General features: G+C 59.5%; 22 protein-coding genes and 1 tRNA gene. 10 read left to right on the top strand and 13 right to left on the bottom strand.

From position 1 onward, the window contains the following. Positions 1-197 precede the first annotated feature (197 nt). Entirely contained in the window at positions 198-1,250 is a 1,053-nt protein-coding gene (locus OXG98_04740; protein MCY3771310.1) for a hypothetical protein, read from the top strand. A gap of 225 nt (positions 1,251-1,475) precedes the next feature. On the opposite strand, the gene OXG98_04735 is transcribed toward OXG98_04740, so the two are convergent. Next, complete coding sequence (locus tag OXG98_04735; GenBank protein MCY3771309.1) at positions 1,476-2,342, bottom strand: RNA polymerase sigma factor RpoD/SigA; 867 nt, start codon at positions 2,340-2,342, stop codon at positions 1,476-1,478. 389 nt (positions 2,343-2,731) lie between these two features. Between OXG98_04735 and OXG98_04730 the strand changes: the two genes are divergently transcribed. Together OXG98_04730 and dnaK are read left to right on the top strand one after the other, a co-directional pair. Then, positions 2,732-3,154, top strand: coding sequence for an Hsp20/alpha crystallin family protein (locus tag OXG98_04730; GenBank protein ID MCY3771308.1), 423 nt, complete (start codon positions 2,732-2,734; stop codon positions 3,152-3,154). Positions 3,155-3,493: 339 nt separating this feature from the next. Next, the gene (gene dnaK / locus OXG98_04725) at positions 3,494-5,467 is read left to right on the top strand and encodes a molecular chaperone DnaK (GenBank protein MCY3771307.1); all 1,974 of its coding nucleotides are present in this window, start codon (positions 3,494-3,496) and stop codon (positions 5,465-5,467) included. Between the two features lie 225 nt (positions 5,468-5,692). Here dnaK and OXG98_04720 read toward each other — a convergent pair whose 3' ends face one another. Further along, the gene (locus tag OXG98_04720; protein MCY3771306.1) at positions 5,693-6,244 is read right to left on the bottom strand and encodes a hypothetical protein; all 552 of its coding nucleotides are present in this window, start codon (positions 6,242-6,244) and stop codon (positions 5,693-5,695) included. Positions 6,245-6,290: 46 nt separating this feature from the next. Then, positions 6,291-6,737: a hypothetical protein gene (locus OXG98_04715; protein MCY3771305.1), complete on the bottom strand. Its 447-nt coding sequence runs from the start codon at positions 6,735-6,737 to the stop codon at positions 6,291-6,293. 313 nt (positions 6,738-7,050) lie between these two features. On the opposite strand from OXG98_04715, the gene OXG98_04710 reads away from it, so the two are divergent. The 4 genes from OXG98_04710 (at position 7,051) to OXG98_04695 (ending at position 11,420) form a co-directional block, all read left to right on the top strand. Beyond that, entirely contained in the window at positions 7,051-7,272 is a 222-nt protein-coding gene (locus OXG98_04710; protein ID MCY3771304.1) for a ribbon-helix-helix domain-containing protein, read from the top strand. 52 nt (positions 7,273-7,324) lie between these two features. Next, on the top strand, positions 7,325-8,488 hold the full coding sequence (locus OXG98_04705; protein MCY3771303.1) for a carboxylate-amine ligase: 1,164 nt from the start codon (positions 7,325-7,327) through the stop codon (positions 8,486-8,488). A 159-nt stretch (positions 8,489-8,647) separates the two neighbouring features. Then, a tRNA-Asn gene (locus tag OXG98_04700) sits at positions 8,648-8,719 on the top strand. A 319-nt stretch (positions 8,720-9,038) separates the two neighbouring features. After that, a complete protein-coding gene (locus tag OXG98_04695; GenBank protein MCY3771302.1) occupies positions 9,039-11,420 on the top strand; it encodes a UvrD-helicase domain-containing protein in 2,382 nt (793 codons plus the stop codon). A 75-nt stretch (positions 11,421-11,495) separates the two neighbouring features. Here the strand turns inward: OXG98_04695 and OXG98_04690 are convergent, their stop codons facing one another. The 6 genes from OXG98_04690 to OXG98_04665 form a co-directional block, all read right to left on the bottom strand. Beyond that, on the bottom strand, positions 11,496-11,807 hold the full coding sequence (locus OXG98_04690) for a HigA family addiction module antitoxin (protein ID MCY3771301.1): 312 nt from the start codon (positions 11,805-11,807) through the stop codon (positions 11,496-11,498). A gap of 129 nt (positions 11,808-11,936) precedes the next feature. After that, on the bottom strand, positions 11,937-14,453 hold the full coding sequence (locus OXG98_04685; protein ID MCY3771300.1) for a leucine-rich repeat domain-containing protein: 2,517 nt from the start codon (positions 14,451-14,453) through the stop codon (positions 11,937-11,939). 605 nt (positions 14,454-15,058) lie between these two features. Further along, positions 15,059-16,669: a cation:proton antiporter gene (locus tag OXG98_04680; GenBank protein MCY3771299.1), complete on the bottom strand. Its 1,611-nt coding sequence runs from the start codon at positions 16,667-16,669 to the stop codon at positions 15,059-15,061. Then, complete coding sequence (locus OXG98_04675; protein MCY3771298.1) at positions 16,666-17,040, bottom strand: pyrimidine dimer DNA glycosylase/endonuclease V; 375 nt, start codon at positions 17,038-17,040, stop codon at positions 16,666-16,668. The genes OXG98_04680 and OXG98_04675 overlap by 4 nt, the downstream gene beginning before the upstream one ends. A gap of 36 nt (positions 17,041-17,076) precedes the next feature. Continuing rightward, on the bottom strand, positions 17,077-17,496 hold the full coding sequence (locus OXG98_04670; protein MCY3771297.1) for a PIN domain-containing protein: 420 nt from the start codon (positions 17,494-17,496) through the stop codon (positions 17,077-17,079). Then, a complete protein-coding gene (locus OXG98_04665) occupies positions 17,486-17,710 on the bottom strand; it encodes a hypothetical protein (GenBank protein ID MCY3771296.1) in 225 nt (74 codons plus the stop codon). The genes OXG98_04670 and OXG98_04665 overlap by 11 nt, the downstream gene beginning before the upstream one ends. 133 nt (positions 17,711-17,843) lie before the next feature. Here OXG98_04665 and OXG98_04660 point away from each other — a divergent pair, with 133 nt between their 5' ends. Next, a complete protein-coding gene (locus tag OXG98_04660; GenBank protein ID MCY3771295.1) occupies positions 17,844-18,032 on the top strand; it encodes a type II toxin-antitoxin system PemK/MazF family toxin in 189 nt (62 codons plus the stop codon). Between the two features lie 28 nt (positions 18,033-18,060). Here the strand turns inward: OXG98_04660 and OXG98_04655 are convergent, their stop codons facing one another. Together OXG98_04655 and OXG98_04650 are read right to left on the bottom strand one after the other, a co-directional pair. Next, entirely contained in the window at positions 18,061-19,710 is a 1,650-nt protein-coding gene (locus tag OXG98_04655; GenBank protein MCY3771294.1) for a hypothetical protein, read from the bottom strand. Positions 19,711-19,892: 182 nt separating this feature from the next. Beyond that, a complete protein-coding gene (locus tag OXG98_04650; protein ID MCY3771293.1) occupies positions 19,893-20,705 on the bottom strand; it encodes a PhnD/SsuA/transferrin family substrate-binding protein in 813 nt (270 codons plus the stop codon). 390 nt (positions 20,706-21,095) lie between these two features. Between OXG98_04650 and OXG98_04645 the strand changes: the two genes are divergently transcribed. Then, on the top strand, positions 21,096-22,340 hold the full coding sequence (locus tag OXG98_04645; GenBank protein ID MCY3771292.1) for an FAD-dependent oxidoreductase: 1,245 nt from the start codon (positions 21,096-21,098) through the stop codon (positions 22,338-22,340). A gap of 142 nt (positions 22,341-22,482) precedes the next feature. Further along, on the top strand, positions 22,483-23,328 hold the full coding sequence (locus OXG98_04640; protein ID MCY3771291.1) for a phytanoyl-CoA dioxygenase family protein: 846 nt from the start codon (positions 22,483-22,485) through the stop codon (positions 23,326-23,328). Positions 23,329-23,342: 14 nt separating this feature from the next. On the opposite strand, the gene OXG98_04635 is transcribed toward OXG98_04640, so the two are convergent. Both OXG98_04635 and OXG98_04630 read right to left on the bottom strand, forming a co-directional pair. Then, a complete protein-coding gene (locus tag OXG98_04635) occupies positions 23,343-23,612 on the bottom strand; it encodes a hypothetical protein (GenBank protein MCY3771290.1) in 270 nt (89 codons plus the stop codon). Positions 23,613-23,886: 274 nt separating this feature from the next. After that, positions 23,887-25,383, bottom strand: coding sequence for a glutamate synthase subunit beta (locus OXG98_04630; protein ID MCY3771289.1), 1,497 nt, complete (start codon positions 25,381-25,383; stop codon positions 23,887-23,889). Between the last annotated feature and the right edge of the window lie 10 nt (positions 25,384-25,393).

Raw genomic sequence — 25,393 nt, 5'->3', positions numbered from 1 at the left:
TTATCTCCCAAGTACGCAGTCCGTTATGTTCTCATGTGTCACTCGACAAGCGCGAGCTACGATAGAGTTCGATTGCTCAAAGTAGAGGGTACTTACCGAAGACAGTAGCAAGTCTGCAAAGCCGAATGGTTGAGATGACCATATGCAATAGTCTGTGTTGTTTCATGTTTGTCCGGCCCGTGTAGAGTGAGGTATCCATGCCAATTTACAAAATACACGATAAACAACTCGTGAAACTTGACGAGACTACATTCAAAGATCAGGACCTTAAGGAAATAGATTTGCAGAAAATGCTTAAATCCCAGATCAGTGCGATTTCTCCAGATACTCTAATTGTATCCGAGGAATTCAGTGATTGGGAGGACAATAGAAACCGGATTGATCTGTTGGGTATCGACAAAGATGCCAGTTTGGTTGTGATCGAACTCAAACGCACGACTGATGGCGGATACATGGAACTTCAGGCTCTGAGGTATGCAGCTATGATTTCGGCGCTGACCTTCGACAAGCTTGTAGAAATATATGGAACTTACTTACGCAAGAATGGCAACGCGTCTAATCCAGAAGAGGGTTTGTTGGATTTTCTGAGTTGGGAAGATCAGCGTGAAGAAGAGTTCGCCCAGGATGTGAGAATCGTGCTTGCCTCTGCGGAATTCTCAAGGGAACTTTATACATCAGTAATGTGGCTAAACAACCTTGGCCTGGATATCCGTTGCGTACGTATGAATCCGTATGCGAGCAAGGATGGAACATTCCTCGATATTCAAACAGTCATTCCATTGCCGGAAGCAGAGGAATATCAGGTGAGGATTCGTGAGAAAACAATGAAAGAGCGGGAGATTAGAAAGAGGTCGAGGGATACTGCACGTTTTGAGGTTACAACGGAGGGAAATCAACAGCCAAACCTAAGCAGTCGTAAGATGATACATCATGTCACACGATACGTGATTTCAAAGGGAAAACCAATTGAAGAGGTGGTTTCTTCGATAAAAAATGTGAAACCCAACCCGTTTCACGTAATCGAAAGAAATGTCAGTTCGGTAGAGTTCAGGCGTGAGCTGCGAACAATATCTAAAGACAGACCGAGACGGTTCTTTATTGACAAAGGTGAGTTGTTCGAAGTAGATGGCAAAACTTACGCTTTAACTAACCAGTGGACAACAGAAGATGCAATAAACGCCGCTGAGTCTTTGTCATCAAGGTACTCTGATCTGGATGTTCAGATCAACCGATCTGATTCTCAGATATAGAACCTTAGTATAGAGGATATAGTCCTGGGGTCTGCTATCCCAAGTAAACAGAAAAAGCGACGCCGGTGAACTCCCGCCGGGGCAACGGCAGACGGATTGGGTCAATTCCGCTCAAGAGTTCGCGCGACGCCGCCATTTCTTCGCGTACGGCCGCTATGTTCTTTTCTGTACCGGCCGGCCATGTCCCTCGCCGACCGGCAGCGTTTTTACGATCACTCCCGTATTTTAGTCCGCATAGGCGGCCAGGCGCGTGCCTTTGCGGGTGTGGCGCAGCTTGTTGATGGCCTTCTGCTTGATCTGGCGGATCCGTTCCCGCGTCAGACCGAAACGCAGCCCGATTTCCTCGAGGGTGTAGGTTCGGTCCGAATCCAGGCCGAAGTAGAGATTCAACACTTCGCTCTCGCGGTCGCTCAAGGTCGAAACCGCACGCCTTACCTCATTCCGCAACAGCTCTTCCTGCAGCTCCTCGTCCGGCATCTTGCTGTCCTGGTCCCGGAGCCGGTCCATCAGGGTATAGGCGTCCTGGTCGCCGACGGGCGCGTCCAGCGAGAGCGGCGTGCTCGCCCATTCCGGCATGGCGGGATGACGGCCGAGATCCGCGCCGGCCTCCTCGTCCTCGTCGGTTCCATCGTCGGAAGCAGTCTTGGCGTTCGCGCGTTCGATATCCTTTTTCTTGATGGATCGCTCGATCCGGCGCAACTCCTCGATCTTGTTGACGGGGAGACGGATCAACCGGGCCTGTTCGGCCAGGGCGTGGAGAATGGCCTGCCGGATCCACCAGACGGCGTAGGAGATGAATTTGAATCCCTTCTTCTCGTCGAAACGCCGGGCAGCCTTCATCAGGCCGATGTTCCCTTCGCTGATCAGATCGGAAAGGGCCAGTCCCTGGTTCTGATACTGCTTCGCCACGGCCACCACGAAACGCAAGTTCGCGTGGACCATGGTCTCCAGGGCTTTCTCGTCACCATCCCGGATGCGACGGGCCAGTGACTCCTCGTCTTCCGGGGTAAGCAGTTCCGTATCCCCGATTTCCTTCAAGTAGATGTCCAACGCCTGGTCGTCCCGAACCTGGATCTTCTTGGTCAGCTTCATAGGGTATCACCTCCCTGCCAGCCCTTCGTGCGTATATCCTGTCGGCAACCCTGTTGGCAGCCGTGATATGCCATTTTGTCATATTCTGCCAATTTGGCATATCGCATGTGGTCTTACTCATGTAGTCGAATTTCCCGGTTTTTTCTCGCATTTCCTCACTTTTGCTCTAACCGTCTTCAATTCAACAGGTTAGCTTCTTTTTCTACATTTCAGCGGATGCATTTCTTCAAATTGGCACGCTCTTTGCGATATTTATACTTCAGGATGCCGGTTCAGTCGCATCGCCTGTGTTGCTTAACTAATGTACGCCGGCGAAGGCCATTCGGTTCCGAAAGAGGACAAAGAGTTTTCAAAGTGTTTTACCGTGTACCTTTCAAAGGAGGAGCATCATGAGAGCGACAACCATGTTCCCGCTGCCGAACCTGCGTAACCTGCAGACCGAACTGGACGGCATGTTCCAGCATTTCCCGTTCCGGCCCGGTTTCGCGGCCCGCTGGTCGACCCGCGTGGACACGCACGAAACCGAGGACGCCTTCCTGGTCGCGGTGGACCTGCCGGGCGTGGCTCCGGAGGACGTGTCGATCAACCTGGAGAAGGGCGTGCTGACCGTGAGCGGCGAGCGCAAGAGTCCCTTCGGTCTCAACGGCGACGCGGAGCGGCAGGCCGCCGGCAAGTTCGAGCACGCTTTCCCGGTGCCGGACGCGGTGGATACCGATTCGATCGACGCGACGTACAAGGACGGCGTCATGACGATCACGCTGCGGAAGTCGAAAGACGCGCAGCCCAGGCAGATTCCGATCACAGTGGCCTGAGGCCGCGGCCGGGAGCGGACGAGTCCCCGCCTTACCGGGCCGGGACGAAGCCGCCGCCCCCCTCGTCACCGGAGCGGGCAGAGCTCGCCTCTACGCAGGGGCGGGCTTGTCCCGTTTCTCACGCGGGCCGGCCGGACTTGATCTCTTTGCGGGTCATGCGCGGCCGCCTTTTATCGGGTTGGTCGGACTTGACCTCTTCTTGGTCATGCGCGGCCCGCCTGTTCATCGGACTGGCCGGGCTTGACTTTTTACATGGGTCGAGTACGATCCGTCTATTCAGTTTCAGTTCTTTTCAGTTCATATTCATTCAAAGGCAGTTATTCTCAGGAGCAACAACTCATGGGCAAGATCATTGGAATCGACCTGGGCACGACCAACTCCTGTGTGGCGGTGGTCGAGGGCGGCGAGCCGACCGTGGTGCCGAACGCGGAAGGCGGCCGGACGACGTCCTCCGTCGTGGGCTTTTCGAAGGATGGCGAGCGGCTCGTCGGCGCCACGGCCAAGCGGCAGGCGGTGACCAATCCGGACGCGACGGTCTACTCCGTCAAGCGGTTCATGGGACGCCGCTTCGAAGAGGTGCCCGACGAGCGCATCCGCATGCCCTACAGCGTGGTGGAAGGATCGAACGGCCAGGTCAGCATAAAAATCGAGGACAAGTCGTACTCGCCCCCGGAGATCTCCGCGGCGGTCCTGCAGAAGATGAAGCAGACGGCTGAGGACTACCTGGGCGAGACCGTGGACGAGGCCGTGATCACGGTGCCGGCCTATTTCAACGACAGCCAGCGCCAGGCCACCAAGGACGCCGGCCGCATCGCGGGCCTGGACGTCAAGCGCATCATCAACGAGCCGACGGCCGCGTCGCTGGCCTACGGGCTCGACAAGAAGAGCAACGAGAAGATCGCCGTATTCGACCTCGGCGGCGGCACCTTCGACATTTCGATCCTCGAAATCGGCGACGGCGTCTTCGAGGTCATGGCGACCAACGGCGACACCCACCTGGGCGGCGACGACCTGGACGATGCGGTCGTGGACTTCCTGGCGGACGAGTTCAAGAAGGAGGCGGGCATCGACCTCCGCAACGACGCCATGGCCCTGCAGCGGCTCAAGGAAGCGGCCGAGAAGGCCAAGTGCGAGCTGTCGACCGCGGGACAGACGGAAGTGGCCCTGCCCTTCATCACGGCGGACGCCTCCGGTCCCAAGCACCTGAACCGCACCATGACGCGGGCCCAGCTCGAGCAGCTCGTGGATCCGCTCATCCAGCGGGTGGTGGCGCCGTGCCGGCAGGCGGTCTCCGACGCGGGACTGTCCGCTTCCGACATCGACGAGGTGGTGCTCGTGGGCGGATCGACACGCATGCCCAAGGTGCAGGAAATCGTCAAGGAACTCTTCGGCAAGGAGCCCAACCGGGGCGTGAACCCGGACGAAGTCGTGGCCATCGGCGCGGCGATCCAGGGCGCGGTGCTGTCCGGCGACGTGAAGGACGTGCTCCTGCTCGACGTCACGCCGCTGTCCCTGGGCATCGAGACCCTGGGCGGCGTCTTCACGCGGCTCATCGACCGGAACACGACGATCCCCACGAAGAAGAGCCAGGTCTTCTCTACCGCGGCGGACAACCAGCCGTCGGTGGAGGTGCACGTGCTCCAGGGCGAGCGCGACATGGCCCTCTACAACCGGACGCTCGGCAAGTTCTACCTGGACGGCATCCCGCCGGCGCACCGGGGCGTGCCGCAGATCGAGGTGACCTTCGACATCGACGCGAACGGCATCCTCCATGTCTCGGCCAAGGACATGGGGACCGGCAAGGAGCAGCAGATCCGCATCGAGGCATCCAGCGGCCTGTCGGAGGCTGAGATCGACAAGATGGTCAAGGACGCCGAGGCCCACGCCGACGAGGATTCGAAGAAGAAGGAAGAGGTGGAAGCCCGAAACCAGGCCGACCAACTCGTGTACTCGACGGAGAAGTCGCTGGAGGAACACGGCGACAAGCTCTCCGCCGAGGATAGAGGCGCCATCGACGCGGCCCTGGCCGAGTTGAAGACGGCGCTGGAGGGCAGCGACCCGGCGGCCATCAAGGCGGCTACCGAGAAGCTGACCCAGGCTTCCCAGAAACTCGCGGAAGTCCTCTACCAGCAGGCCCAGGCCGAGCAGGCGGCCGCCCAGGCGGCGCAGGCGGGCGGCGCGGCCGGTCCCGATGGTCCGCAGGACGGACCGCAGGGACCACCTCCAGGCGCCCAGCCGGGTGGAGATCCGCAGGCGCAGAAAAAGAAGAAGGAAGACGGCGCCATCGACGCGGATTACGAGGTGGTGAACTGAGGGAGGAAAAGGCGCGGGCGGCTAGAGACGAACGGGTCAGCGCCGATGGTTTCGGCGCTATAGGTGCCGGAGCATCTGTTGTCCGCGCCGCTTCTTAATCCCTTAAAGAGAAACGCGGGGCTCGATGTGAGTCCCGCGTTTTTTATTTGCCCCGTGAAATCTGGTGATCGATCCCCAAACTGGCGATCAATCATCTCCCTGTATCGATCATCCCTCCTGTATCGATCATCCCCCGAAACGATACGAAACGCCTAAATTCACATACCTCCACAGATCGTTACTCATGCCAAAGGATGCGACAAGAGTGAAATCCCGCCAGGCGTTGATACCGACCCCGAAAGATGCAAGGGGATCTGTAGAGTAACTTTTGACCATCAGGTCGTAATTGTCAAAGCCTTCCCGCCTTTTGATTTCCACACCCAGAAGTCCTTCGATATAAAAAAACCTGGACTCGCCGTAATACAGCCGGACGCCTCCGAAGATTGGAATACCCTGATATGCCGAATCGATGTCAATCACGATATCGCCCTCGATGAGGAGTTCTCCTTTGCGGGTACCATAGTGATTGAAACCGGCCTTGCCGACCAAGTCGAGCATATCCGAAGACGTGACAGGATAGACCACTGCTACGAGTCCGCCGAATCCCGTTCCGTCCACCAGAAAACCCAGGTCTTCCAACGCAAAGGATGAATGCCCCTGGATTTCAAGAGAAACCTGGGCGTTCGCTTTGCCGGTGAATAGACAGGAAACCAGCAGAAGTAAGAGTACAGGTCGCATGGGTGTGTCCTTTTTTGGATCGTTTCACCACGCCTATGGGACCACTTCAGGCCCCTTCAAGCATCTCCAGGTCCGCCAGATCCCTCGGTCGACCTATTGCCCGTTTGTTCTTGATGAGTTGGTCGCGCCCGATGTAATGAACCTGGATATCCCCATATGTACCGCTCACTCGCCCAATGTACGCTTCGTTCCACGAAACGCCCGTCAGTGAGTTTAAGAAATCCAGTCGTACTGGAGGCACTCCTAATTGTAGTACCGATTCGGCTGTTAGGAAATCCTCCGCGTTCAACCCCAGATCACCAAACCCGAATTCATCTATAACTATAGCCATGCGCTCGGCGTTCACAGCATCCGCTTTGAAATAGACATCTAGATCCCCGGTGAACCGAGGTGCCCCGTGAAAGGCCAGGGCATGTCCACCGACGATCATGTACTCAACGTGATGAGCGTTTAACAACGCGAGCAACGCGCTGAAGTCGGGGTCTGCCTTTATGTCCATAGAACTGGTTTCGGAGATGTTCGACCGCGGCGATCCGTTCTTCCGGCGTTTTACTCATCCAGAAAGCAAGATCATCCGTCGTGGCGGATTTATCGTCCAGGGGTCGTTTTCGTACTTTCTTCTCAATCATGAATCGACCTCCCATACCGGTGGGTTTATTCAAATTAGTCCATAAGTCACGAATTGTCAACCTGATAGAGCGTGCGATCAAGTCGGAATTTTCGTGGATAATTCGAGAAACTCGGAGAGATTCAGACCAACTGTATTAACTGTCGTCCAAATCATCCTCAATCCTAAAGTACCGCCGATGAGCAAAATCACCGCAAAGGTTCCGGACAGCCTCCTTAAAGCACTGGATGCGGTTGCCATGGAACTCGAGATTACCCGGTCAGCCCTGGTTCGCCAGGCGCTGCAGCGTTATCTCGACGACTATGGTGATCTCAACCTGGCCGTCGAGCGCCTGCAGGATCCCGCGGACAGGGCGTTAAGCTGGCACGAGGTCAGGAGCGCGCTGCTCAATACAGGTTGACTCTGTCTTTCCGGCCATGTAAAATCTCCCCGAATCCAGACCGGGAGGCACCATGGCACAAGACAGCACCGCAGATCCCCTCGCCATCACGCTGGGCGTCGAGGAAGAGTTCTTCCTGGTCGACCCCGCAACGCGCGACCTGCTGCCCGACCCCGATCCCCGCATCTTCGAGCATTGTAACGAAAACCGGGGGGACCACAAGGTCGTGGCCGAGTTCCTCCGGTCCCAGATCGAAACGACCACCCGGGTCTGCTCGTCCGTGGCGGACGTTCACGCGGCCCTGATCGAGACACGCCGACTCGTCATCGACGCGGCCACCCAACATGGCGCGGCGGTACTGGCCGCCTCCACCCATCCCTTCGCGGCCTGGCACAGCCAGGTCGTCACCGCCGGGCGCCGCTACGAACAGTTCGCCATGACCTACCAGCAGGCCGTGCGGGAACTGCTTGTGGGCGGCATGCACATCCACGCGGGTTTCGGCGACGGCGACAGCCGGGTGCGGGTCATGACGGCCATGCGCCGGTACCTGCCCCTGCTTCACGCGCTTTCGGCATCCTCGCCCTTCAGCAGCGGCGGAGAGACCGGCTTCAAGTCCTACCGCCTGACCCTCTTCGGCAGCATGCCGCGCACGGGGCTGCCCGGACCGCTCCATTCCTGGGCCGAATTCGAGAAGCTGGTCGAAGATTACCAGAGGATGGAGTTCATCCAGGACAGCAGCGAGCTCTGGTGGGATATCCGGCCCTCCCGGTCCTTCCCCACGCTGGAGCTGCGCATCTGCGACATCTGCCAGACCGTGGACGACGCCATGGGCGTGGTCGCGCTTTACGCATGCCTCGTGCGGCACCTGCTTCGTCTGGACATGGAAGGGCAGCTTCCACCGGAGCCGCCGACGGAACTGATCAAGGAGAACTGCTGGCTCGCCCAGCGGTACGGCGTGGTGGCCTTCCTGGGCGACACGGAGGGATCGGGCCGGCTGGATATCGACGAGTACGCCGAAGCCCTGGTCGAAAAACTGTCAGACGACGCGCGGGCCCTGGATTGTGAGGACGCACTGCGTCACATCCTGGACCTCATCCGGTACGGCACCGGGTCGGACCGGCAGATCGACCACTACCGCCTGCGCCGCCTCGAAGGGGATTCGGAGGAGGAAGCCCTGCGCGCCGTGGTGGATCTCGTGGTCGAGGAAACCGGAAGCGGTTTGGATGCGGCGGGCTAGGCGTGAGGATGGCATCCTGCCGTTCATCGTGACCGGAGAGCGCTATAGTGTGCGCCGGGCACGCCTCGCACGCTACAATCAACTTGACACAACGGCGGCGGCGTTCTATATTCCGTTGCTGTTGCAAGCGCCATTCCTGGCGTTACACGAACGGCGTATTCCTCGGTAGCTCAATGGCAGAGCGGGTGGCTGTTAACCACTAGGTTGTTGGTTCGAATCCAACCCGAGGAGTTAACGGAGTAAGCACATACTTGCCGTTGCGCACAACACCGGACCTCGACGACCCTGCCGTCGGGGTTTTGTCGTATCAGGCGGTATTCATTCTGTCGAGATTGTCCATGCATAGTGTACCTGTGCGTGTCGGGAACGTCTGGTCAGATCCGGCCAGATAGGCAGGCACCTTAAAAAGTACTCAATGTAGAGGGTGAAACCAGAGATGAACGGTTCCAATCCTGCCCGTAGTGTTTACCAAAAGGTAGGTCGTAGGGGACTTGCCGCGTTCGTGTTTGCGATCCTTTGTCCGAGAGACGCAAAAGGCGCAATAGTCTCGATGGACGATCTGACACTAAGGTACAGGTTCAGTTCCACGAAGGTCTCCTTTCAAAGAATCGAAAAAACCGAATTGATGAACGGATGGATCTGGACCAGCATACGAATCCACTTTCCCGCAGCACACGTAACGATTTCCGGGTTGTCTCGTCGTCCGGCATTCGAGTTTGCCGATGCAATTGAGCGCGCATGGATTGACTGGTGGCGAACGATGCTCTCCTCACACGAAGGCAAACTCAGTTCGTGCCACCAGCGCCTGAAGGAACTCGCGGACCCTGCCAGGTATGTGTCTCGCAGCCTCTTCGCAGATATTGAAAGCGAAGCCAAAGAGGCGGTTGCCGGATTCCCGGCCAACTGGCCCGCCAGTTTGTCTGACAGTACTGCAATCCGCGGATTTCGATATATAAGAACTTTCCTGGCCGATCCCGAAAAACGCAGGTTGGAAGCCAACAGGACCTATGTTAAGAACGAGCTCGCCCGGTCTAAGGCGTTCTTCGACCAGATCGGGACGAATCCGCTCACCGACGAGCAAAGAAGAGCAGTCGTTGTCGACGAGGACCGCAATCTGGTTGTCGCCGCCGCCGGCAGTGGAAAGACGGCCGTCACAGCGGCCAAGACTGCCTGGCTGATCCACAAGGAATACAGGCAACCATCCGAAATACTCCTTCTGGCATTCGCACGAGACGCTCAGCAAGAAATGAAAGAAAGAGTTCGAGCCTGTCTCGGCGATCGTGTTGGACGCGACGTATCGGTTCGAACGTTCCACAGTCTGGGGACATCCATCACGGGAGAAGTCGAGGGTAGAAGCCCGACCCTTTCACGTGTGGCAGAGGATGACAAGGCCCTGTTTGACATTTTGAGAGGCATAATAGCTGATTTGACCGCCGACCCCGGTTTTTCAGATACAATGCTCAGTTGGTTCAGGGAACACTTCGCGCCCTATCGAAGTCAACACGACTTTGAGACCATGGGAGAATATTGGGATTACGTCCAGTCACAGGAAATCCGTTCCATGAAAGGCGACCTGGTAAAGAGCTGCGAGGAATGCGAAATCGCCAACTTTCTCTATCTCTCGGGGATACCGTACGAATACGAGAGACCGTATGAGCACGACACGGCGACGCCTGAAAAACGGCAATACCAACCGGATTTCTACCTTACGGACGCGGAAGTGTACATTGAGCATTTCGCGATATCTGCTTCAGGAGACACGCCGCCGTTCATAGACCGTAAGCAATACCATGCGGAGAGAGACTGGAAACGGCGACTGCACGCTGAACATGGAACCGAACTTATTGAAACATTCAGTCATGAGAAAGCGACGGGTAAACTCACTGCAAACCTGGAAGAAAAACTGGCTTCCCACGGCGTTTCGCTTTCCCCTTTACCTCAGGAGGACGTGTTTTCCCTTTTGGAAGAACAGGGCCGTATCGATCCGTTTACACGGGTAGTCGGAACCTTCATTCAACACTACAAGGGAGCGCATCTTTCAGCCGCCGAACTTACCAGGCGGGTCGAAAAAGCTCCCGATGCCCAAAGGGTCAAGGCATTCATTTCTGTCTTCCTTCCCATATTCGAGCGGTATCAGGCATTCCTCGACGACGAGGGGCGGATCGACTTTCACGACATGATCAACAAAGCCTCAGACTATGTGGAAAGCGGACGCTATCAGTCTCCTTACCGCTATATCCTCGTAGACGAGTTCCAGGACATCTCACCGGGAAGGGCGCGACTCCTTAAAGCGCTGGTTGATCAACCCGAAGCGGCACAGTTGTTTGCGGTTGGTGACGATTGGCAGGCAATTTATCGGTTTACCGGTTCGGACATCGCCATCATGGGCGAGTTTCACCAACGCTTCGGCGAATCAGAGCGCATCGACCTGGGAACGACGTTTCGATGTGCCGACAGCATCGCTGCGGAGGAGCGTCGTCTACTCTATGTCGCTATGACTCGTGCCAGGTACGGTGTCTGGCTTCTGGCAGATGGCGACTCGCCTTCGTCGTTCGTCACGGAACTTCTGCGTGACGGCTATGAAGTTTCGGTTTTGGGCCGACTGTTGGAAGGGAGTGCTGCGTGTCCGAATTGCAGGACAGGTCGTCTCACTCGTCAAACAAACTCAAATGCGGGAAACGCCTTCTACGTCTGTTCACACCAGCCGTATTGTGAATACAAAAAACCCGCGTGTCCCTACTGTAGGAATGGGCTGCCCGTAAAGTCCGGGGCGTGTTTTCATTGCCAGCACTGCGGGCAGCAGGTCGAAAAGTGCCCGGCATGCGACGGATGGCTGAAACTGAGGAACGGCAAATACGGCCCGTTTCTGGGTTGCTCGAGTTGGCCAGGTTGCGCCTACACGCGAAGCATGCCAGATCCGGACGGTACCTAGAGGTTGTGCCGTGTAGAATCGCCTCGAAGAATCACTTCTCGGAAGGGATCTTCGGTGAGTCGTGGGTTGGGTTGTTCAAATCAGGCGATGCTCGTAGCGTTGCACGTCAATCTCATCTGCGCGAGCGCGCATCCGGGCAGCGTCGTACCACGCCTGCATCCTCAACAGCATGTCCATGTTCACGTCGAAGGCCTTCTCGATGCGAAGGGCCATCTCGGCCGATAGTGCCGCGTTGCTGTTCAGCAGTGCGGAAAGCGTTGCTCGTCGAACGCCGAGTATCTCGGCTGCTTTCGTGACGCTGAGATCCAATTCCTCAAGGATCTCCGAGCGAATGAAGTCACCCGGATGGGAGGGAGTCATGTTCACAGTGATTCCAGTGGCGGGCATCAGTGGTAATCCTCCAGCAACCGACGTAAGCTCTGGTGGCGTACCGAACGAATTTCTTACCTTAGTGTACGGTAATACCGTTCACCGCACGAGTCCTTTCTTATGGACAAGTCACCAAGCCATTAAATCTCACTCCTTGTACAAATTCAGTACCGGCACGACTCTCCGCGGTGATACCGACTCCCGCATGAACGAGGCCATCCCCGTTGGTGCGTTTTCATCGACGTCGAACTCACTGACTTCCTCATCTTCATTCCCGACTGGCGATGCCATCCCTGTCTCTGCATCCAGCGTATACAGTTTCGCCGTCCACCCGCCGGTCATGTACAACACGCCTCGGTGTGAAGTCAGGCCCGTCGGCAGATCTTCGCCGACGCCGAAGTCGGCCGCGTTTCCAACGGGTGACGCGGTCCCGGTGGCAGGATTCAATACGTATAGCCGGGCCGAGTTGTAGCCGACCATGAACAGATCGCCCTCGTGGGATGCGAGGCCGAAGGGCTGGCTAACACCGGCCCCGAATTCCACGGCGTCGCCGACCGGGGTAGCTTCCCCCGTTGCCGTATCCAGCGTGTAGAGCCTGGTATTCGTCCCGCCCGACATGTACAGCGTTCCGTCGTGGGACGCCAGACCGAAGGGCTGGCTTTCACCGACCCCGAATTCCGCGGCGTCGCCGACCCGCGTGGCCACGCCCGTTTCCGGATCCAGCGTGTACAGGGCCGCGTTCCATCCGCCCGTCATGTACAACGTGCCGTGATGCGCGGCCAGACCGTAGGGCTCGTACTCGTCGACGTCGAATCGCACGGCCTCTCCCACCGGTTTGGCCTCCCCCGTATTCGGATTCAATTTGTACAGCCGGTCGGCGCCTTTGCCCACCATGAGCAACCCCTCGGCGAAGCCGGCTTCGTCGCACCGCGACCCATTCCAGTCATCCAGACCGTCGACCCAGTTCAGCAAAGCCGGGGTGCTCGGCAGGCACAGACCGTCGTTTTCTTGAAAGAAAAAGTGGGTGACGTCCGAAAGGCCCGAAAACGTATCGGGTATCAAGCCGGTGAGCTGATTGTCACTGAGGTACAATTGTTCCAGATCGTCGAGTTGTCCCAACTCGGACGGAACGGGCCCGGACAGCTCGTTGCCGTGTAGCGCCAGCCCTTCCAGGTCCTGAAGTCGTCCCAGTTCGGATGGAATGGGTCCGGACAGTTCGTTGTCATAGAGGTAGAGAAACTCGAGATTGCTCAGTTGACCCAGCTCAGGCGGCACCGGTCCGGATAGCTGGTTCCCACGGATGATAAGCAGACGCAGCTTGGGAAGCTCACCCAGCGCCGCCGGGATCTCGCCGGAGAGTTTGTTGGAGTTGAGGTAAAGTATCTCGAGGTTCTGGAGCTGCCCCAGTTCGGCGGGTATCGGTCCGGATAACTGGTTCTCATCGAGATCCATACGATGCAGATTGGTCAGTTGACTCAATTCGACCGGAATCGTCCCCGACAACTGGTTCCCCCACAGAAGCAAATCCTCCAGGTTGGCCAGGTTGCCCAGTTCCGGCGGGATGGAACCGGTCAGCTTGTTCCTGTCCAGGTGCACGAGTTCCAGATTAGACAACTGCCCCAGCTCGGCGGGTATCGATCCGGCAAGTTCGTTTCTGTGCAGATTCAGGATCTCGAGATTGGCGAGTTGGCCCAATTCCGCCGGAATCGTACCGGTCAGATCATTGCCGCCCAGGTCCAGTCGCTCGAGGCTGGTCATCTGCCCCAGTACTGTGGGAATCGATTCCGACAACTCGTTGTTTGCGAGATTCAATACTTCCAGGTTGGGAAGCGAAGCAAGTTCATCAGGCACGGTTCCCGACATCTCGTTGGCGCCCAGATCGAGGATCCTCAGTTCGTCCAACTGGGTAAGATTGACGGGGATGGCGCCGGATACCTGGTTGCCCGCCAGATCCAATTCCCTCAGCAGGGCAAGATGGACGAGGTTCCCGGGCAACCTGCCCGACAGGTTGTTCGATCGCAGTTCCAGCCGGATCACCCTTCCGTTGGCGTCGGTCGTTACGCCGTGCCATTCGGTCAGGGGTTCTTCACTCAGCCAGTTCTCGCTCTCATTCCAGTTCGCACCGTCCAACGCGTGGTAGAAATTGGTCAGCGTAGCGCGATCGCTGACATCGATAAATACCGTTACCGTCACCCTGGCCGAAACGTCGCCGGAGGTAGCCGTAACGACTGCGCTGCCGCTTCGCACGGCCGTAACCGTGCCGTCGTCGCCTACGGTCGCCACCGTCTCGTCGCTGATGGTCCATTTCACCGCCGCGCCATCGACCAGCTTGCCGTTTTCGTCCAGCACCGAGGCCTTCAGGCCTGCGGTCTCGTCGGCCTCCGTCAGCACAGCCGAAGAGGGCTCGATGACTATCGTCCACGCCGACTGGGAAACGGTAATCGTTGACTTTCCCTGGCTCTGTCCCGCGGTGGCCGTGATATCCGCCGTCCCGTTGCTGAGCGCGGTGACGAGCCCTCCGCTGCTTACGGATGCCACGGAAGGACTCCGGCTCGCCCAGACTACGGTGTGTCCCGACAGGGTCGCTCCGTCCTCGTCCTGCACCTGCGCGTCGAGCTGCACGGACTGGCCGATCGCCGTCAGCGTAACCGTATTCGGACTCACGACTACTTTGGCGGGTCCAGTCGACCGGGTGGGGCCGTCCTGACCGCAGGAGGCCACCGCGAAAAGCGCGAGAAAGCAGAGGACGTGGATCGGATTCCGCCGGATAGTCTTCTTTGCGTGCCTTTTGGCGGGCCGCGTAGTCCCGGCAGAGGAGGATGAAACCGTTTGGCCGCTGGATTGATGGTGGAAAAGCATATGAGAATACCCTTAGCGGTTTTGACTGGACGTAGGGACCTATTTCAAGTGGATCATGCGTTCCACACGGATCATGCGTTCCACACGGATCATGCGTTCCACACGGATCATGCGTTCCACCACGCGGATGAATTCAGGCGCTGGATGTGAACTGGACCCGGCTTTTTGACAGGCAATGTAACCATCGCTGAGCCGACCTGGCGAGGATGCACGATACAGATCGACGTAAGTTAGCGCATTTGTATGTAATATCAACTGTTTTCAAACTGGAGCTTCATGGTTGGAAACAGATCGGCGCAATCCGCTCGATCTCTATTACGTGCCCGCCTTCGAGGGCGTCTGTGCGCTACTCGTCCGCCTTCGAGGGCGTCGGCGCGGTTACTCATCCGCCTTCGAGGGCATCGGCGCGGTTACTCATCCGCCTTCGGCGTCTCTTCCGCCACGTGTGCCGCGAATCCCGATCCGGCCTCGGCGTAGATATTGAATACGACCGACGCGCCTGCCTTTTTGAGCAGCTCGACCTCATCGGGGAACCGGGCTGCCGCGGCGACCCGGCCGTAGAACGAGGAGGCCTTGAGCTGGTCGAGGACGGCGAGGTTGGAGGCCAGGTTCGGCAGGGACAACATCACCAGTTCGAGGGTGTGGGCGGCCTGAACCCGGTCCCAGAAGTCCGCGTCGCTGGCGTCACCCAGCAGTACGTGGCGGCCGTTTGACTGCTGCCGTTCCACCCTTTCCGGATCGACTTCCACGCCGACGACGGTACCGCCGAACATCTGATGCATATTGTCATAGGCCCCGGCGCCGACACGGCCCATGCCGATGATGGCGATCGTCGCGCCACCTATATCGAGCGGCTGGTCATCGGCAAGACGCTCGGCCTTTTGAAGCCGGTCCCACACCGCCCTGTGCCGGGCGTAGATCTGATGGGCGGCGACGTTGAGACCCGCCGAGATGGCGCAGGACAGCGTCAGGGCGATCGCGATGACGATCAGCCAGAGGCCGTCGATCCAGCCATTGGCCACGCTGATGGCCGCTACGATGAGTCCGAACTCGCTGAAGTTGGTCAGGTTCAGCGTCGCGAGCAACGAGGTGCGGGCACGCAGCTTGAACGCGGTCAACAGTCCGAAGAACAGCGCCGACTTCAGGAATACAAGCGGCGTGATGGCCGCGCCGATCAGCACCGCATCCAGCGTCAGCGGTCCGGAGAGCCCGATGGACAGAAAGAAGGCCACCAGGAACAGGTCCTTGAACCCGAGCATGGTCTTTGCCATTTCGTTGGCCTTCGCACTGTTGGCGATCAGCGCGCCCAGGGCGAGCGCGCCTAAGCCGCCCTTCAGTCCGACCAGCTCGAAAACTTCCGAACCGCCCAGGGCGAGGAGTAGTCCGCAAAGAACCAGGAGCTCGCCATGGCCGACTTTCCGCAGGACGAAAAGCAGCAACGGACGCGCCGGTATGAGGAGCAGAAGCAGCAACGCCCAGAACGACGGCCACGTGCCCACCGAGATGGCAATGAAAGCGACGGCGGCCAGGTCCTGCACGATGAGAATCCCGACCGCGATGCGGCCATGCAGCGCGGCAGTCTCCCCCTTGTCCTCCAGGACCTTCACGACGAAGACCGTGCTTGAAAAACTCAGCGCAAAGGCGATCAGCAAAAATTGATAGATTCCATTACCGGAAAACGCGGGAACATTCAGAAAGGCGAGGACGAGGAGGACCGTTCCCAGGACCGGAACGATCAGCGCCATATGCAGGCCGGTGACGGCCCAGACCTGCGGCCGCGCGAAGGTCCGCAAGTTGAGTTTGAGGCCGACGACGAACAGCAGCAGCGTAATCCCGAGGTCCGCCAGCTTCTGGAGCATTTCCCCGCTGGCGATACCGAACAGGTTGAGCACGAAGCCGGCGGCGAGGAATCCCACCAGGGGCGGCAGTCCTATGGCCCTGGACAGCAGGCCCAGCGCGAACGCCACGGCGAGCCACGCGATGTCACCCAGCGCAATGGCGATCCACACGAAATCCATCATGCCACCCTTCCTGTCCAGGGTTTGCCGTATTCAGTCCCGGGAGTCAGTGGACAGCCGCAGGGCTTCTCGCACAGCAGCCTGTACTGCTCATCCAGTGCGCCTACCAGCAACTCCTGTACCTGGCTTCCGGTTGCGAGTCGCAAGTCGAGCGGAGTCTTGTGCCGATAACCCCGCCGATGCATCTCCGCGACTAAAGCCTCGTGCCTGCCGTACAACGCCGCCAGCCGACCGATCCAACGTTTTGTCTCCGGATGCTCCCGGTAACCTGTTTTCCCCAGCGTAATGACGTTCCACAGTCCGTGCAGTTCCCGGTGCTCACCCAGGAGGTGCTGTCGGCATAGGATTTCGGGGGGAAGGTCCCAGATGCGCATGGCCAACGTCCAAAGTTGTGGGTCCAGGTGAAATGTTCAGTCTTCGAATGGGTTCTGTATCGTCAGATCGTCTATCTGCTGACATGGCTGGAGATCTTCAGTGTACAGAATCTCGCAGCCGGATTCCAGTGCCGCCGCGACGATCAGGCTGTCGTAGAAACCGTAACCGTAACGACTTTGAAGATCAAGACCACGGTGGTAAAGACTTTCGCTTGGATTTACCCGCCAAAGAGGTAACAACACATGATCTAGAACACGACGGACCTGATGTGGCGCCGCATTCAGCTTACTCGACAGCACATTCAACGTTTCCTGGACAACCTGGTAGCTTATGCAGCCAATACGGTCTTCCAGCGCTTGCCGGACCAGGTTTTCCGCGCTTGTACGCTTGGAGTCATCTGTTTCGTCGAACATGTAAACGAAGACATTTGTATCCAGAAAGTAATCAGCGTTCATTCATTTCATCCCGGGTAAACCTGCGACCGCCGGTGGTTATGCTGCCTTGTAACTCACGAATGACGCGCATGGCTTCCGCGGCCCGCTGTTCGCGACAAACATAGCTCTCCAACCATAGTCGAAATTTCTGGTTTAATGTCGTTTGTTCCGATACAGCTTGTCGACGCGCGGCTTCAATCAGATTCTCATCCGCACTGAATGTGATGTTCTTCATGGTTGCCTCCTTGCACAGCATTGCATAACACGAATATAGTGTACACTATTTTCGTGTAAAAGTCCAGCACTTGAAAACCTGCGGGTATGATACATCGTCATACTAAGGGAGATTACCATTATGAAATCCAAAAATGCGATTACACTCCGGTTTCCCGCTGACCCTTCCGCTTGATTCGGCAGATCTTCCGAAACGATCCTGGGTTAAGATCGGCCAGGTTCGAACCCTTTCAACACACAGAATCGGCAGCGGGTTGGGCTATGCCACCGCCGACGAATTGGATCGGATCGTAGAAGGACTTTGCGAAATTATCGGTCCATAACGTCCGAAAGGCGGAGACGTGCCGGCGCCTACCGGCAGAAGCAGGAAGTTTCGATGGAAACGTCGGCGCGGGCTTTCGCGAATTCCAGCCGCTGTCGCAGGAGTCGAAGTTCGTTGGCATCCCCCGCGTGTTCGACACATTCAACCAGGCCCTGGAGCGCCCACACGTTGTCCGGATGCCGGCAGCAGCGCGGCAGGCTTCCGTCGTAGCCGAGATCGGCGCGATACACGGCTTCGGCTTCATCGAACATGCCCTGCTCGGCGAGCAGGGCGCCGAGGGCGTGGCGCGGAGGATGCATCCACGCCCAGGGTTCGGTGTAGTTGAGCGCGTCGTCCCGCGAGACGGCGAGGCGCAGGCTGGCGAACGCCCGGTCGTAGTTCCCTTTGCGGTATTCGAGTTCCCCTTCGAGCATGGCCGCGCCGATGCGGAGCATGTCGCGCACCGTGTTGCTGAGAAAGATCGCGTCCTCGGGAATGGCGGCAGCGGACCGGTCGAACGCCTCGCGGGCGGCTTCGGCCTCTTCGATATGGCCGAGGGCCGCATGCGCCACGCCCCGCCCGTAGGCGTGCATGGCGGTTTCGATCGGACGAAGAGATCGCTCCTCCGGTTCGGGCGATGCGATCAGGTCGTGCCAGCGGCCGAAGCGAACCTGGACGTGGATGCTCATGGCGGAGTAGCCATCCAGGATGGAGGCCATGAAGGGCGCGCTACCGGCGATCAGCCCGGGCGTGGCCATCGCGCGGATCCGGCCGGCGGCACGGGTGGCTTTGCCGAACTGACCGAGAAACATGGCCGCGTACATGTAGAGATGGAGATCGTGACACCACATGGTGGTGTAGAAGTTCTGGTCGCCGGCATAGGCGAGGTACTTGTCGTCGGCCGTGACCGCGCGTTCGCTTTGGACGACCGACTGCGCCCAGTCGCCGCATAGGACGTAGATGTGCGCCGACATGTGCTCCAGGTGGCCGGCGTCGGGCAGCAGCCCGCGCAACAGGTCGGCCGCGTTGAGCCCGCGCTCGGGCATGGGCGACATTTCCAGCATATGGATGTACAGGTGGCAGATGCCGGGATGGACGGGCCCGCCACGCGCGATCCGCTCCATCCAGGATTCCATTACCGGCAACACCTCGGCCGTGTGACCGCGCGGGTTGGGTTGCCCGCTCTGTAGATCCCAGAGCTGACGGGGCGTGCAGTTTAGCGCCGCGTCGAAATAGAAGGCGGCAATGTCGGGATCATCCTCATGTGCCTGGTAGGTGTCGCGCATCGCGTCGGCGAAGTCCCGGTGCCAGGCGTTCAGCACCCCGGTGTCGCGCTCGTCGCCGTTCCGGTATCGTTTCACCAGTGCCTCGATGAGCGCCTGTTCGGCCGGCGTGCCATCTCTTGCGGGCGATACCGCGGTCGTCACCGCGTCATGGCAAATCGGCAGGGTCCGGGCGATCTCGGCTTCCGTGTATCTGATCCACGCCCTGTTGTAGTGGGGCCCGTTCGCATAGGCGATCCCCCACCAGGCCATCGCGCATGCAGGGTCCGCGTCCGCCGCGCGCCTGAAGCAGGCAACCGCTTCTTCGTGATTGAAGCCGAACGTCCAGTTCAGCCCCCGGTCGAACCAGCGCTGGGCAGCCTCTGATTTCGTCGTGACCTTCCGGGACCAGCTTCCGAGATCGAATGGATAGTTCATAGTGGGTTGCTCGTGGTTGATTGGCGGCCGGTTTACGTGGCCTTCGGTCGGCGGCTTTACGCGGGCCGTCGCCGGTCGGCCTACGCATACTGCCGACGGCCGGTTTATCGCGGCAGATCACCGGCAGAGAGCACGCTGGCTGTCGGTGGCCGGGCTTATGCGGCGGCCGGCGCTCGCCGGCGTTACCCGGGTTCCATGTAACCCGCGGCCTCGGCGGCCTGCGCCCATGCTAAAGTACGATGAAAAGTCTCGCGTGTCGCCTTCGAAAATCCCTCGATCAGGAGCGATGCTCTGAACGGGGCGAACCAGGGCCGCGTATGGGCCGCCGCGAAAGCCTCCCGCAAACGATCGATCGTGTGCCGGGGCGTCGCCGGGACGGTGACGAATGCCGGCATCGGTACGGTCTCGGTCGATTCAAGTATGCGGACTTTCTCCGTCAGTTGGGGCAAATACTTCCCGACAAGCATGTGCCAGTAAGCGTCCAGCGGCCCGATGTCGATACTCCCGGCCGCCACGCTATCGAGGATCCGCCGTGCCGTGACGAGATTGCCGACGGAGCGGCGATAGAGGCGCGGGCGGTCCTCGCTGCGATAGGACAGAAGATGATAGCGCAATGCATTGAAGCCCGACTGTGAGTGGGCGACGGTCCAGCCCACGGTGCCGCCGAAAGTGTCGGACAGCGTGCGATAAGGCGCATCGTCACGCACGATCAGGTCGGTCCGGGAGAGCGCTTTGCCTCCGGCCCAGGACGCGGCGGGAATGGGCGATGCCAGGGGCACTACGTCGGCGAGGTCGAGCGCGATCGGGTATCCGCACATCTGCACGCAACCGATGTCTCCACGGCGCCAGAGATTCTCGAGCGGCCGCGGTGCCGGGTAGGTGACGTAATCGAACGCCGTGCCGGCATCCTCGGCTACGTGGGCGATGAGATCCTTCCAGGCCGTCTCGGCTTCGGGGCTCACGGCGTACATACGGGCATTTGATACATATGGCATGGGCATCGTTTTGTCGAGACCCCCTTGCCCTATATTGAAATGGAAAGATGCGTTGGTGGCAAGACTCATCCCTGACGCGAATTAGGTTAACATTGACGAAATGAAGCAAATCAGTAAGATCTATAGTCAGCAGGCAAAGCGCATTGGCGTTGATGATGCCCAAAATCTCGCCAGGCGCCAACGCACGATCGGACCGAACTGTGCCGTGCGGACGACATATCTTCCGTCCGCCGCCGGTCGATCACCCATCATGAACTTACGCCAGCCGGAGACCGAATACCTATGACCGCCAACAAGAAAAAGACAGCGCTCAGCCGCCGTAACTTTCTCGCCCGCGGTAGCGCCGCCCTGGTCTCTCTGTTCCTGGGCTCCGGCTGCTCGGACAACGCCATGGGTCCGGACGTCAGTGACCCGCCCGAGCCGCCGCCGCCCGAGCCGCCACCACCCGAGCCGCCGCCACCGCCACTTGAAGATCGGGTCGACGTGATCGTGGTGGGCGCCGGTCTGTCCGGGCTGGTCGCCGCATACGAGTTGGTCCGGGCTGGGCACGATGTCCGGGTCGTGGAAGCAAGAAATGCGCCCGGAGGCCGGGCACAGACCCTTCGCGAGCCCTTCGACAGCGGGCTCATCGCCGAAACCGGCCCGGCCCGCATCCCGCCCAGCCATGATCTGACGCTCGGTTACATCGACCACTTCGGCATCGTGACCTCTCCCTTCTATACGCAGGACGGTGAGTACCTCGTCGTTACCAATGAGGGGGGCCGCCAACGGCAGACACCGGACGCGTTCCTCCGCGGGCGGGACACGTGGCTCAAGATTCCGGCCGGGACCGATGCCTTGCCGAATGCCTTCGCCGCAGCGCTCGGAGACCGGGTGCGGACCGGCTCGCCGGTGACGAAAGTGGTCCGGGACGAGGACGGGGTGGTGGCCACCTACGGACCCGCCGCGCAGGAACTGAGGGGCAGCCACCTCATCTGCACGGTCCCCCTCCCCGTCATCGACAAGATCGAATTCGACCCCGTCCTCTCGGAAGCGAAGCAAGCGGCCTTCGAAGCCCTCTCCTACCAGGACGTCACCCGGGTTTACGTCCAGTATGCGCAACGAATCTGGGAGGGCGACGGCTTGAACGGATGGGGGTTGTCGTTTTTGGCGGGGTACCAGGAGATCTGGCATCCCACCTGGAACCAGGCGGGGCCTCGGGGCATTCTGATGTCCTACATGTTCGGAGATATGGCGCGCGGGGTCGCGGCGATGGGTCGCGGCGCCATCGTGCCCGGCTTCATTGATCGCTTTGAAGGCCTGTTCCCCGGCTCGCGCGAGGTTGCGGAACACGGAACGCACTTCGCGTGGGAGGATCAGCCCTGGATCGGGGCGGCCTTCGCCCAATCCAATCCTCCGTTCTCGGAGCACCCTGAACTGGCATCGCCCGAGGGCCCCATTCACTTCGCCGGCGAGCACGCCTCGGGGTCTCGGGGTTGGATGCAGGGCGCCTTCGAGTCGGGCCTGCGGGCCGCCAAGGAGATCGATGCGACGGTGACCGGGGAGCGGCGCCCCCGCGCGGCCGTGGCCATCCCGCGGCGGCAGATGATGCGCCGTATCGCGGGCACCCCGGTGCCGGGATGGCTGGTGCCTTGAACCGCCACAGGGTGAGGGCGAACCGGCCCGACCATCGAGGGGTTGTACGAAATCATTGGATCTTGACTCACTTCCCCCGTCCTCCTAACTTCATCACTATAACTGATCGGAAAAAAGCCACGAAGCGCCCCCGGAGGCCCGCATGTTCACCCCGGCCCAGATCGATCACTACAACCGCGAGGGCTACGTCGTCTACTCGGATTTCATTTCCGGGGACAACCTGGCGGCCCTGAAGGCGGAAATAGACCGGATTTCAGCAGGAAATACGAAGGCTAACCACGACAGCGCGCGCATGGAGATGGAGCCGAACCAGGAACCGGACGGCACACTGGTACGGCGTATCTACGAACCTTGCACTTACTACCAACCCTTCCGCGATTTCTCGGAATCCACCACCCTGCTGGACTGCGTCGAGCAACTGTTCGGTCCGAACCTGCTCTTCCACTACAGCAAGATCAACATGAAGCCGCAGAACATCGGGTCCATCGTGGAGTGGCACCAGGATCTGTCCTACTACCCCCTGACCAACCGGGATTCGGTGTCCATCCTCTTCTACCTCGACGACACCTCCGAGGAGAACGGCTGCCTGAAGGTCATTCCGCGGCGCCACACGGAAGCGCTGATGAGCCACAGCACGGAAGGGTTCTTCCGGGGCAAGGTCACCGAGGACGTGGATGATTCCGAGGCGGTGCTACTGGAAGGCACCGGGGGCACGGCGATCTTCATGAGCGCCATGACGCCCCACGCTTCGGCCATCAATTCGTCGGACCGGCCGCGGAAGACGCTCATCCTCAGCTATCGCGCGGCCGACGCCTTCCCGATCCATTGCGGGGTCATGTCGGACAAGGTCGAGACGCACAGCCGGCTGGTCCGCGGCGAACGGGCGTCACAGGCCCGCTTCACCATGACGGATTTTCCCATTCCGCGGTACGAAGACGAGATCGCATCGCTCTACGATCTGCAGGAGAGGTCGAGGAAGTCGGCGTAGCATCGGTACGGGCATTACTCCTTCATACCAGACGGTGCACTATCTTCCGGTCCTGCTTCGAATCTGTACTTGAGATATCCAATTATCTCATCGATTTTGGTCTCTACCCGGTCTATTCTGGCTGACAGCTTGGTCTCTACCCGGTCTATCCTCTCTTCCATCCTGATCTCCACCCGGTCAATCTTGTCTTCCATTCTCGACAGTTGATCCCTTGTGCCGGTCTCCACGAATACATACAAGGCAACACCGCCCGTTATCAAGGCGGCTTTCATGACTACGTTCATCCAGGATTTCCTGGCCAATTTCAACCTCCCACGAAATCAACCTGCTATGGATGTCAACCGTTTCTGTAGTCATTAGTCAGAGATTGCCTTGCAAACATCGTATTTTAATTGTCGTAATGGAGAAAAACTCCGATGAAGTGGCATCGAAGTTGCAAGGAAAGTTGCGCGTGAGTCTGAAAACGGGGGATGTGGAAATCTAAAGCAGGTGTGAAATTCTCGTGAGCATCGTCAACTGGAGCGAGTATCTTCGCCCGCGGCCCTACAGCGGCGCAGCCTACGGCAGGTCCGTGCTCCCCATGAGGTAGCGGTCCACTTCCCGGGCGGCGCCCCGGCCCTCGTGGATCGCCCAGACTACCAGGCTCTGGCCGCGACGGGCGTCGCCGGCCGCGAAGACGTTCTCCACGCTCGTAGCGTATTTCCCGTATTCGGCCCGGGCGTTGGACCGGGCGTCGCGCTCGACGTCGAGCTGCTCGATCACCGGATCCTCAGGACCCGAAAACCCCATTGCCAGGAGGACGAGGTCGGCGGGCCATTCCTGTTCCGTGCCCTTCTTGGGGCTGAAGGGCGCCCCGTTGCTGGGGACCGACCAGTCGAGGTCGACGGTGCGGAGGGCCTTGACCCGTCCCTGCCCGTCGTCGATGAATTCCACGGTGCTGGTATCGTAGCGCCGGGGGTCGTCGCCGAAGAGGGCCTTGCCTTCTTCCTGGCCGTAGTCGAGCTTGTAGACTACGGGCCACTGGGGCCAGGGGTTGCCCGGTGCGCGTTCGGGAGGCGGTTTGGGGATCACGTCGAACTGGTTCATCGTCCTGCAGCCGTGGCGGAGGGCCGTGCCCACGCAGTCGGTCCCCGTATCGCCGCCGCCCAATACGATCACGTGCTTGTCCTTCGCCGAGATGTAATTGCCGTCCTCGTGTCTCGAATCGAGCAGGCTCCTGGTGTTGGCGTGGAGGAAGTCCATGGCGAAATGGACGCCGTCCAGCTGGCGGCCCGGCGCGTTGCGCACGAAGTCGTTGGGCTTTGTGGCGCCGGTGCAGATCACCACGGCGTCGTTTTCGTTCCTCAGGTCAGCGGCGGGGATGTCCTTGCCGATCTCCACCCCCGTCACGAACTCGACCCCTTCGGCCGTCATCTGGTCGAGGCGGCGCTTGACGACCTTCTCCTTGTCGAGCTTCATGTTCGGGATGCCGTACATGAGCAGTCCGCCGGGGCGGTCGGCCCGTTCGTAGACCGTCACATTGTGGCCGGCGCGGTTGAGCTGGGCGGCGCAGGCCAGGCCGGCGGGCCCGGATCCGATGACGGCGACCTTCTTGCCGGTCCGCTGCGGGGGCGGCTCGGGCTGGATCCAGCCTTCCTCGAAGCCGCGGTCCACGATGGCGCACTCGATGTTCTTGATGGTGACCGGGTTGCTGTTGATGCCCAGGACGCAGGACCCCTCGCAGGGCGCGGGGCAGATCCGTCCGGTGAACTCGGGGAAGTTGTTGGTCTTGTGCAACTGCTGGAGGGCTTCCTTCCAGTGGTTCCGGTAGACCAGGTCGTTCCAGTCGGGGATGAGGTTGTTCAGGGGGCATCCCGACGCGCCAGGTCCCTTGCCCATCGGAACGCCCGTGTGGCAGAAGGGGATGCCGCAGTCCATGCAGCGGGCGCCCTGCTCACGAAGCGCGTCCTCCGCCATGGGCAGGACGAATTCCTCCCAGTCGCCGATGCGTTCCAGCGGATCCCGGTAACCTGCCGTCCCCCGCTCGTACTCCATGAAGCCGGTTGTTTTACCCATAAATCCGAAT

The organism is Gemmatimonadota bacterium (assembly GCA_026706345.1).
Lineage (GTDB): Bacteria > JAAXHH01 > JAAXHH01 > JAAXHH01 > JAAXHH01 > JAAXHH01.
Note: the sequence above shows the minus strand (reverse complement) of the source record. Positions and strands in the feature narration are given on the sequence as shown.

Bases quoted from the DNA above. Each gene is read 5' to 3' on its own strand.
- OXG98_04740 (MCY3771310.1), top strand. From the start codon at position 198: ATGCCAATTTACAAAATACACGATAAACAACTCGTGAAACTTGACGAG.
- OXG98_04735 (MCY3771309.1), bottom strand. From the start codon at position 2,342: ATGAAGCTGACCAAGAAGATCCAGGTTCGGGACGACCAGGCGTTGGAC.
- OXG98_04730 (MCY3771308.1), top strand. From the start codon at position 2,732: ATGAGAGCGACAACCATGTTCCCGCTGCCGAACCTGCGTAACCTGCAG.
- dnaK (MCY3771307.1), top strand. From the start codon at position 3,494: ATGGGCAAGATCATTGGAATCGACCTGGGCACGACCAACTCCTGTGTG.
- OXG98_04720 (MCY3771306.1), bottom strand. From the start codon at position 6,244: ATGCGACCTGTACTCTTACTTCTGCTGGTTTCCTGTCTATTCACCGGC.
- OXG98_04710 (MCY3771304.1), top strand. From the start codon at position 7,051: ATGAGCAAAATCACCGCAAAGGTTCCGGACAGCCTCCTTAAAGCACTG.
- OXG98_04705 (MCY3771303.1), top strand. From the start codon at position 7,325: ATGGCACAAGACAGCACCGCAGATCCCCTCGCCATCACGCTGGGCGTC.
- OXG98_04695 (MCY3771302.1), top strand. From the start codon at position 9,039: ATGGACGATCTGACACTAAGGTACAGGTTCAGTTCCACGAAGGTCTCC.
- OXG98_04690 (MCY3771301.1), bottom strand. From the start codon at position 11,807: ATGCCCGCCACTGGAATCACTGTGAACATGACTCCCTCCCATCCGGGT.
- OXG98_04680 (MCY3771299.1), bottom strand. From the start codon at position 16,669: ATGATGGATTTCGTGTGGATCGCCATTGCGCTGGGTGACATCGCGTGG.
- OXG98_04675 (MCY3771298.1), bottom strand. From the start codon at position 17,040: ATGCGCATCTGGGACCTTCCCCCCGAAATCCTATGCCGACAGCACCTC.
- OXG98_04670 (MCY3771297.1), bottom strand. From the start codon at position 17,496: ATGAACGCTGATTACTTTCTGGATACAAATGTCTTCGTTTACATGTTC.
- OXG98_04665 (MCY3771296.1), bottom strand. From the start codon at position 17,710: ATGAAGAACATCACATTCAGTGCGGATGAGAATCTGATTGAAGCCGCG.
- OXG98_04660 (MCY3771295.1), top strand. From the start codon at position 17,844: ATGCGATTACACTCCGGTTTCCCGCTGACCCTTCCGCTTGATTCGGCA.
- OXG98_04655 (MCY3771294.1), bottom strand. From the start codon at position 19,710: ATGAACTATCCATTCGATCTCGGAAGCTGGTCCCGGAAGGTCACGACG.
- OXG98_04650 (MCY3771293.1), bottom strand. From the start codon at position 20,705: ATGCCATATGTATCAAATGCCCGTATGTACGCCGTGAGCCCCGAAGCC.
- OXG98_04645 (MCY3771292.1), top strand. From the start codon at position 21,096: ATGGGTCCGGACGTCAGTGACCCGCCCGAGCCGCCGCCGCCCGAGCCG.
- OXG98_04640 (MCY3771291.1), top strand. From the start codon at position 22,483: ATGTTCACCCCGGCCCAGATCGATCACTACAACCGCGAGGGCTACGTC.
- OXG98_04635 (MCY3771290.1), bottom strand. From the start codon at position 23,612: ATGAACGTAGTCATGAAAGCCGCCTTGATAACGGGCGGTGTTGCCTTG.
- OXG98_04630 (MCY3771289.1), bottom strand. From the start codon at position 25,383: ATGGGTAAAACAACCGGCTTCATGGAGTACGAGCGGGGGACGGCAGGT.